Here is a 2,494-nt window from a genome sequence, read left to right on the forward strand (position 1 = left end):
ACAAAGCACATAGAGTCCTACAGGCTCGCATGCACCTCACTCGGGGCGGAAAAGGTTGAGGTCTTGCGTGCCGCTTTCAGGTCGCGATATGCGGCCTAACAATTCGTCCAAGCCGACGCCGCTTCGCGGCGCGGCTTAACTCAGGTGTTACCGCAGCGAAATGGCCGGGCTGGTCAAGCGGTACGGTGACGACCTCAGCAAGTGCGACTTTATCGCGGCCATGAAGCTGGCCAGCAAGGGCCGGGAGCCGGACGAGATCGGCAAGGCCATGGCCGAGGCCAGCCCCGCCATCATGGAGCGCAAGACGGGCCATGAGGCCGATTACATCAAGCGTACGGTGCAGAAGGTGATGGAGCTGCCGCAGGTGCAGGAGGCCCGCGCCGAGCTGGCGAAGCAGACCCAGAAGCAGCGCAGTCGGGGGCCAGATTTAAGTATGTAATGCTTGCGTTAGCGCTAACTGGTGGTATACTGTTAGCTCTAATGGAGGGTTTGAGATGAAAGACCAACACGACAAGCGTACCGGCAACCTGCTGGCCACCCCTAACGCTATACGACAGGCCCGCTTTGCCGAGCAGCAGCGAGCCATGGGCCGCAAGGCCCGGAAGATATGGGCCACAGACGCAGAGGCCGAGGCGCTGCGGCTGTATCTGGAAGAACTCAGGGCGGCGCAGGGCGGGGGTAGTGACCCCGCCAGCGCCTAACCACCAACCGCCTACACAGGAGGCAAATCAATGGCTACCCATAAGCCTATCGACATTCTGGCGAGCTTCACAGAGCTACCGCCACCGATTGACTACGTACTGCCCAACATGGTGGCCGGCACCGTGGGGGCGCTGGTGTCCCCCGGTGGGGCCGGCAAGTCCATGCTGGCCCTGCAACTGGCCGCACAGATTGCAGGCGGGCCGGATCTGCTGGAGGTGGGCGAACTGCCCACCGGCCCGGTGATCTACCTGCCCGCCGAAGACCCGCCCACCGCCATTCATCACCGCCTGCACGCCCTTGGGGCGAACCTCAGCGCCGAGGAACGGCAAGCCGTGGCTGACGGCCTGCTGATCCAGCCGCTGATCGGCAGCCTGCCCAACATCATGGCCCCGGAGTGGTTCGACGGCCTCAAGCGAGCCGCTGAGGGACGCCGCTTGATGGTGCTGGATACCTTGCGCCGGTTCCACATCGAGGAAGAGAACGCCAGCGGCCCCATGGCGCAAGTGATTGGCCGCATGGAGGCCATCGCCGCCGATACCGGGTGCTCTATCGTGTTCCTGCACCATGCCAGCAAGGGCGCGGCCATGATGGGCGCAGGCGACCAGCAGCAGGCCAGCCGGGGATCGTCCGTGCTGGTGGATAACATCCGCTGGCAATCGTACCTGTCCGGCATGACCACCGGTGAGGCCGAGGAATGGGGCGTAGACGACACGCAGCGGCCCTATTTCGTCCGCTTTGGAGTCAGCAAGGCCAACTATGGGGCACCGTTCAAAGACCGCTGGTTCAGGCGGCATGACGGCGGGGTACTCAAGCCCGCCGTGCTGGAAAAGCAGCACAAGAGCAAGGGGGTGCCTCGTGGCAAAGCCTAAGAACAAACACAGCCTCAGCCACGTCCGGCACGACCCGGCGCACTGTCTGGCCCCCGGCCTGTTCCGTGCCCTCAAGCGGGGCGAGCGCAAGCGCGGCAAGCTGGACGTGACGTATGACTACGGCGACGGCAAGCGGATCGAGTTCAGCGGCCCGGAGCCGCTGGGCGCTGATGATTTGCGCATCCTGCAGGGGCTGGTGGCCATGGCCGGGCCTAGTGGTCTGGTGCTAGAGCCAGAACCGGAGACCCCCGGCGGGCAGCAGCTCCGGCTGTTCCTGGAACCCAAATGGGAAGCCGTTACCGCTGACGCCATGGTGGTCAAGGGTAGCTATCGGGCGCTGGCTCGTGAAATAGGCTATGCCAATATCGAGGACTCAAAGCCCATCAGGGACTGCATTGAACGGCTTTGGAAGGTGTCCATCATCGCCCAGAATGGCCGCAAGCGGCAGGGCTTCCGGCTGCTTGCCGAGTACGCCAGCGACGAGGCAGACGGGCGCCTGTATGTGGCCCTGAACCCCTTGATCGCGCAGGCCGTCATGGGTGGCGGCCAGCATGTGCGCATCAGCATGGACGAGGTGCGGGCGCTGGACAGCGAAACCGCCCGCCTGCTGCACCAGCGGCTGTGTGGCTGGATCGACCCCGGCAAGACCGGCAAGGCGGCCATAGATACCCTGTGCGGCTACGTCTGGCCGTCAGAGGCCAGTGGGGCCGCCATGCGCAAGAGACGCCAGCGGGTGCGCGAGGCGCTGCCGGAGCTGATCGCGCTGGGCTGGACGGTGAACGAGTATGCGGCGGGTAAGTACGACATCGCACGGCCCAAGGCGGCAGGCTGACCCCTGCAATAACTGTCACTGCCCGCCCCCTCACCCTCCCGCCCCCCCCCGCCCCCCCCCAGGCACCCGCACCCCGACGCCACACCACACA

Annotated in this window: 4 protein-coding genes and 1 pseudogene; all 5 read left to right on the top strand. The window is 65.0% G+C overall.

Annotation, left to right across the window (positions count from 1 at the left end; translation table 11 throughout):
* Window positions 1-99 (top strand): annotated as a pseudogene (locus tag R7R78_RS23795) (aminoglycoside nucleotidyltransferase ANT(2'')-Ia); the annotation flags it as partial.
* 61 nt (window positions 100-160) lie between these two features.
* Window positions 161-439 carry a hypothetical protein gene (locus R7R78_RS23800; protein WP_225474343.1) on the top strand — a complete coding sequence of 93 codons (279 nt, stop codon included), beginning with the start codon at window positions 161-163 and terminating at the stop codon, window positions 437-439.
* 55 nt (window positions 440-494) lie between these two features.
* Window positions 495-701 carry a plasmid repression protein F gene (gene urfF / locus R7R78_RS23805; protein WP_112928753.1) on the top strand — a complete coding sequence of 69 codons (207 nt, stop codon included), beginning with the start codon at window positions 495-497 and terminating at the stop codon, window positions 699-701.
* A 30-nt stretch (window positions 702-731) separates the two neighbouring features.
* The gene (locus R7R78_RS23810) at window positions 732-1,571 is read left to right on the top strand and encodes a helicase RepA family protein (protein ID WP_225474344.1); all 840 of its coding nucleotides are present in this window, start codon (window positions 732-734) and stop codon (window positions 1,569-1,571) included.
* Window positions 1,558-2,403 carry a replication protein C, IncQ-type gene (gene repC / locus R7R78_RS23815; RefSeq protein WP_112928757.1) on the top strand — a complete coding sequence of 282 codons (846 nt, stop codon included), beginning with the start codon at window positions 1,558-1,560 and terminating at the stop codon, window positions 2,401-2,403. The genes R7R78_RS23810 and repC overlap by 14 nt, the downstream gene beginning before the upstream one ends.
* Window positions 2,404-2,494: the final 91 nt, after the last annotated feature.

The organism is Vibrio sp. 2134-1 (genome assembly GCF_033339495.1).